General features: G+C 34.4%; 6 protein-coding genes. 4 read left to right on the top strand and 2 right to left on the bottom strand.

Annotated features, from left to right (window positions below):
• The coding region (locus P8M54_RS04730) for a zinc-dependent metalloprotease (RefSeq protein ID WP_300285734.1) at positions 1-1,410 on the top strand (1,410 nt) is incomplete at its 5' end.
• Positions 1,411-1,837: 427 nt separating this feature from the next.
• On the opposite strand, the gene P8M54_RS04725 is transcribed toward P8M54_RS04730, so the two are convergent.
• The gene (locus P8M54_RS04725; protein WP_300285732.1) at positions 1,838-2,563 is read right to left on the bottom strand and encodes a bacteriorhodopsin-like; all 726 of its coding nucleotides are present in this window, start codon (positions 2,561-2,563) and stop codon (positions 1,838-1,840) included.
• A 115-nt stretch (positions 2,564-2,678) separates the two neighbouring features.
• Between P8M54_RS04725 and P8M54_RS04720 the strand changes: the two genes are divergently transcribed.
• The 3 genes from P8M54_RS04720 (at position 2,679) to P8M54_RS04710 (ending at position 5,551) form a co-directional block, all read left to right on the top strand.
• Complete coding sequence (locus P8M54_RS04720) at positions 2,679-3,581, top strand: Brp/Blh family beta-carotene 15,15'-dioxygenase (protein ID WP_300285730.1); 903 nt, start codon at positions 2,679-2,681, stop codon at positions 3,579-3,581.
• 249 nt (positions 3,582-3,830) lie between these two features.
• Entirely contained in the window at positions 3,831-4,409 is a 579-nt protein-coding gene (locus P8M54_RS04715; RefSeq protein ID WP_300285728.1) for an isoprenylcysteine carboxylmethyltransferase family protein, read from the top strand.
• A 464-nt stretch (positions 4,410-4,873) separates the two neighbouring features.
• Positions 4,874-5,551, top strand: coding sequence for a carboxypeptidase-like regulatory domain-containing protein (locus P8M54_RS04710; RefSeq protein WP_300285726.1), 678 nt, complete (start codon positions 4,874-4,876; stop codon positions 5,549-5,551).
• 125 nt (positions 5,552-5,676) lie between these two features.
• Here P8M54_RS04710 and P8M54_RS04705 read toward each other — a convergent pair.
• Positions 5,677-6,419: Hsp70 family protein (locus P8M54_RS04705; protein WP_300285724.1), on the bottom strand; the 743-nt coding region annotated here is incomplete at its 5' end.

The following is a 6,419-nucleotide window of genomic DNA, read 5'->3' as shown; positions in this document are numbered from 1 at the left end:
TTAGAGGATGCCCGTTTTTCTGTTTTAAGATATTTCGCGGCTGATATTCAAAATGCATACGGACCTAACGTACACGATCCTAGAACTGGAGAAATCCTAGAAAGTCATATTGGGTGGTACCACAATATAATGAGTTTATTGAGAAACTGGTATTTAATCCAAACTGCTGCTGTTGATCCTTCAGCAAGAAAAAAACAATTTGATGATAACTTGATGGGAGAACTAATTCGTTTTGTTTCTTCTCATGAGGTGGGACATACTTTAGGACTTCGTCACAATATGGGAGCGAGCTCAGCTACACCTGTAGAAAAACTAAGAGACAAAGACTACCAAGCTAAAAACGGACACACATCATCTATCATGGATTACGCTCGTTTTAACTATGTTGCACAGCCAGAAGATGGGGTTACTAATTTGTTTCCAAGAATTGGTGATTACGACAAATGGGCAATCAAGTGGGGTTATTCTTATTTCCCAGAAGCTAAAACTGAGAAAGAAGAAAAAGGAATCTTGAATGAAATGACTAAAGAGGCTTACAAAAACCGTCGTTTGTGGTTTGGAACTGAAACAAGTCCTTACGATCCAAGATATCAAACAGAAGATATTGGAGATAATGCTATGAAAGCTTCGGATTACGGAATTAAAAACCTGCAACGAATCCTTCCTAATTTGATCGAATGGAGCTCTGAAAAAGGAGAAAGCTATTCTGAACTTGACGACTTGTACAGTGCTTTAACAGGACAATTTAGAAGGTATATGGGACATGTAACTAAGAATATTGGTGGTATTTATGATACACCAACTACTTACGACATGGGCGGAAATCAATTTGAAATTGTACCTAAAGCTACGCAAAAGGAAGCAGTAACTTTTTTAAACACTCAATTGTTCGCTACTCCAAAATGGTTAATGGACCAAAATATCTATTCTAAAATCAGCCCTGATAATGGTGTTGAAGCCATAAAAGAAATCCAAAAATCAACTTTGAATAGTGTTTTGGCTGGAGACAGAATGGTACGCCTAATGGAAGCTTCTTCTCAAGGGAAACAATACTACTCAGTAGATGATTTAATGACGGATTTAAGAAATGGTATTTTCACAGAGTTAAAAACCAATGCTCCTATCGACATTTACCGTCGTAATTTACAAAAATTATATGTTGGTAAATTGTGTGATTTACTTACTCCAGGTAACACTTCAGTACGTTCAAATCCGGTTGGATCTTCTTCAAGACCAAGAACAAGACAATTAGACTTAAATGAAACCGACTTGCCATCTATAACTAGAGGACAATTAATTAGTTTAAAAAGCGCTTTGAAAGTAGCAGCTGCACAGTCTACTGACAAATTATCAAAATTGCATTTACAAGATTTAGCTTTCCGTATTGAGAAAGCACTAGATCCAAAGTAATAAGTAGTTTATAAGATCTTTTTAAAATCCGTTTCAGTCTCGTACTGAAACGGATTTTTTCATCAATGAAGCTGCAAAAAACTAGTTAAAATAAGAGAATCAAAGCGGTTTTACCCGTTTGCAAAAACAACCGCATGAGGCATCTATGAGAAGTAATTTAGTCATTAAATCACTGCTGAGAATAAGAATACAATAAATTGTACTTATGGTTGGAAATCAAATGTAATCATCGAGTTACATAATAAATGAAGTCGCAAAAACTAGAATACTTAAAAGACTATTTGCTAATTTATTATCCTACAAAAATCTACACACTATATAAAGTACAGCTGTAGTTTCTTTCGCAACTAGAAAAGATGAAAACAAAAAAAACCGAGCTAAATATAGCCCGGTTCTTCCTCTAAAAAAACTATTAAAAAAAAGTAGGTTAATCTTTTTGTGATTTTACTGCTAATGTGTAAATCACTAATCCAAAACCAATTTTATTGATTGCATCAGCAATGTTGTAAGCAACATCAATGTTACCAGCTGGAACGATACCGTTGTACCATCCTGTTGTTCCCATCATGTATCCTAATGGATAAATTGCCCATCCAACTAAAACGAACCAACACAAGATTTTGTGTGCCTTCAATACTTCTCCTCCAGCCGCAGCAGCTAATTTTGAAGCTGAACCCAACCAAATCTCGTAAACAATGGCAAAGTAAGCAACACCAGAAACAAATCCCCAAAATGCAGCCATATCCGTGTAAACCACTTCACCAAAATATCCGGTGATTAACATGATTACTGAATAAATGATCATTTTCCAAAGTAAGGATTGCTTAGCACCTGCTACTTTTAAAATTAAATAAAACTCCACACACATCAACGGCACTGTTAATACCCAGTCGACATAACGGAAGAACGTTGGAGATTCTCCAAATGAAGCCCAATAATCTCTCATGTAGAAATAATGGACTGCAGCAATAAATGTAATTAAACCGGAAACTAAAACGGAAGTACGCCACTTTTTATCGAATTGACTCAATGATAAAAAGAAAAATGCTGATGCCGCCATCATCGCCATACAACCTACAAAAAAAGTAAAACCTACGTAGTCTGTTGGAGACAACTTAGCAATCGAACCTGCAACTAACATAAAATTTGTCATAAAAAATAATTAAGGGTTAAATATATTTGTTTAAGTAAATGTAATAATAATTAAACAAACTAGAAATTTTTTGATAACTTTTTTTTTACTATTTTTATGAAAAATATAATTGACCATGCTAAAATATACACATTTCGCAATAGTGGCAAGCTTTTTCTGTTTGTGGCTAAATTCGTTTTTTACAGAAAAAACTGAAATAATAATTGCGTTTGCATTCATTTTTACCATCGGAATCCTGCATGGAGCTAATGATTTAATCCTAATTAAGAACTCAAACAACAGCAAAAAATCCAATTCGTTTCAAAAAAACCTAGTCTATTATATTATAGTCGTGTTATTAGGTTTACTACTGTTTTATTTTATACCCATTCTGGCGTTACTGCTATTTATTATTGTTAGCGCCTTTCACTTTGGAGACCAACAAGGATTGTACTTTAAATTCAATACTTCGGCTATTCTACTAGCTTTATACCCTTTTTTATATGGGATATTAATTCTGTTTCTGCTATTTTTCTTCCATGCAGAGGAAGTGAACACTATAGTTTCGGCTATACTACGATTTCAAGTACCTACTTTATATATATCTGAAATACTGCTAACTACAATTTTACTATTCTTAAGCATAACCGTTTACTTTGGTATCCAATTCAAATCTTTTCGATCACGAATTATAGAAGAACTATTTTATCTCCTTGTATTTGCAATTATATTTAAGACTTCGACTTTACTATGGGGATTTGCAATCTATTTCATCATTTGGCATAGTGTTCCGTCAATTATTGAACAAATGAATTTCATGTACGGTTCCGTAACCGCACAACATTTTAAAACCTACCTAAAAAATGGTTTTATGTACTGGTTAGCCTCAATTTTAGGAATTGCACTGCTCTATTTTCTTTTTAATGATCAGGAAATTTTCAACGCCTTATTTTTCTCTTTCTTGGCAGCAATTACTTTTCCTCATGTGCTGGTTATCTTAAATATGATGCATAATAAAGAGCGAAATAATATTACATAATTCGCAATGGTACTTTTAAAAAAAAATTGTCTAATTATTAAATATATTTATTAAACAAAAATACTTTTTAAAAAGTCGTCTATTATAGGTAGATTTGAGAGCAAGATGAGCTTGTAAAATTGATTTCCTTTATAGAGTAATTCAAAGTCTTATATTCTCAGGTGCCTGCTGGTAGTAACGGGAAGAAGTAAAATAAAAATAGTAAATTGTACTTCATTATTAAAAAACGAAAATAGCAAGAGCAAGGATATGAGTGAATATATTAAAATTGGACTTAAAGTAACTTGGTTACTTGTATTGACTTATTGGTGCATTTCAGGAATTGGTGCAAAAAAAGCAGCATACCAAGAAACTTTTGTACAGCGATTTACTCAATATTGGCTACCTCTAATTATCGCGATACTGTTGTTAGGACCAGGAGATTGGTACGGGCACAGTTGGTTAAGAGAAAATTTTATTGAGCATACTAATTTGGTTGGATGTGTTGGACTTTCAATTTCCATAATTGGAGCAATAATCGCATGCTTATCACGATTTAAATTGGGTAAAAATTGGAGTTTGTCAGTGCAAAGAAAAGAAAGTCACCAATTAATACAGAATGGAATTTATAAAATAATACGACATCCAATTTACACCGGACTTTTATTACTCTTCATAGGAAATGCCATAATAGTTGGTGACTACAGAGCCATAATAGCTGTCTTAATAGTTTTTATATCACTTTGGATAAAACTTAAGAAAGAAGAAAAATTACTAACCGAAACTTTTGGGACAAAATATACGGAGTATAAAAAACATACAAAAGCATTAGTACCTTACATACTCTGAAAAATCAAACTTGGGAATCGTTGCCACTGGATGAATAAAAATACCGTACAATGTCCCAATAATGGAGAAATGAATTGGTCATGAAATAAAACACTTGAAAGTAAAAAAAATAGTATCGATTTGTAGTTCAGTGCAAATAAAAATAGAGAGAAACTAGTTTCTGACGAAGAAGTAGGTATTTTATATGGAGGAACCGAAACAAAAGCAAAAAAAATCGTTTATGATTCTACAAGAATAAAATCTTCACTTGCAGGTTTGTCAGGTGGTAGAAACCTAACCGATTATTATGTTGCAACTCAAATAAGAGAGAACTACATTAGTTGTTGTATGAGTTTTTGGAACAATGATAATAAATCCGAAAGCGGATCAGCTCCGCTAATTGAAGAGGTAATGGAACTGAAAAAAATAATTACCTCAATAAACAGCGAGTGAAAAAACGATACTTTTACCCAAACAGCCTTCCTATGAAAAAGAATACTACCCTTAGCGTCCCACAACCTTGCCAGCAGCGATGGGAAGAAATGGAATACAATGAAACAGGTAAGTACTGCGCAAGCTGCCAGAAAACTGTAATTGACTTTAGTTCGGCATCAGATGCGGTTATTTTAAGCGCACTGCAGACAAATAATTCCATTTGTGGTCGTATTTATACTAATCAACTCAATCGAGCTTTAATTAACCCAACGGAGCCGAATCCGACTAGAATCTGGATTGTTGCCTCATTACTAAGTATAATTGGCTTAGGTACTCCAACCGCTAATGCGCAGCAACAACCAGCACCAATTGAACAATTGCCTGTTTTAAAAGAAGTAAGTCCGGACCAAACAAACGATGCACCAGGTAAAACCAATATAACCGGAACGGTACAGGATGAAATGGAACATCCCTTCCCCGGAGCTTACGTACAGGTAAAAGGAACTAAAATAGCTACTACTACTGATATTAATGGTCACTTTACCATCAAGGCGAAAAAATCAGACGAATTACCCATTTCTTTCATTGGATATGAACAAAAAACTGTTGAAATTAAAAATAATTCAAACCTTCAAATTATTTTAAAACCTAGTGAGCAAATGCTATTAGGTGAAGTCCTTTATGTAAAAAAGCCCTCCTTTTTTAAAAGACTTTTTAGAAAGAGGTAGAACCACATCAACCCCCCAATAATACTCATTTTGTAATTTTGATAAAATAAAAAAAGCCGTTCACAAATTGTGAACGGCTTTAGTATTTATAGTAGCAGTGCGAAGCGCACCGTTACGGGAAATAATTATTTTACTTCTTCGTAATCTACGTCTTGAACGTTATCACCTTCAGCAGCTTGAGGCTCAGCCGCAGCTTGACCTTGTTCTCCTTGAGCGTACATTGCTTCAGTAGCTGTTTTCCATGCTGCGTTGATGTTATCAAGAGCAGTTTGGATTGCAGTAAGATCTTGAGATTGGTGTGCCATTCTCAATTCAGTCAATGCATATTCTACAGCAACTTTATGATCATCAGCTAATTTATCTCCTAGGTCTTTCAATTGCGTTTCAGTTTGGAAGATCATTCCATCTGCTTCGTTCAATTTTTCAGCTCTAGATCTTGCAATTTTATCAGACTCAGCGTTAGCTTCAGCGTCTTGTTTCATTCTTTCGATTTCTTCAGAAGTTAATCCAGAAGAAGCTTCGATACGAATATCATGAGATTTTCCAGTTCCTTTATCAGTAGCTGAAACTTTGATGATACCATTTGCATCAATATCAAAAGAAACCTCGATTTGAGGAACTCCTCTTGGTGCTGGTGGAATACCGTCTAAGTTAAAACGTCCGATAGTTTTGTTATCAGCAGCCATTGCTCTAGCTCCTTGAAGAACGTGTAGTTCAACAGTTGGTTGAGAATCTGCAGCTGTAGAGAAAACTTGAGATTTTTTAGTTGGGATAGTCGTGTTAGCCTCGATAAGGATAGTCATGATTCCACCCATAGTTTCGATACCTAAAGATAAAGGTGTAACGTCTAATAACAATACATCTTTTA

Source organism: Flavobacterium sp., assembly GCF_029242675.1.
GTDB lineage: Bacteria > Bacteroidota > Bacteroidia > Flavobacteriales > Flavobacteriaceae > Flavobacterium.
The sequence above is the reverse complement of the archived record's forward strand: the minus strand, read 5'-3'. Positions and strand labels throughout refer to the sequence as shown.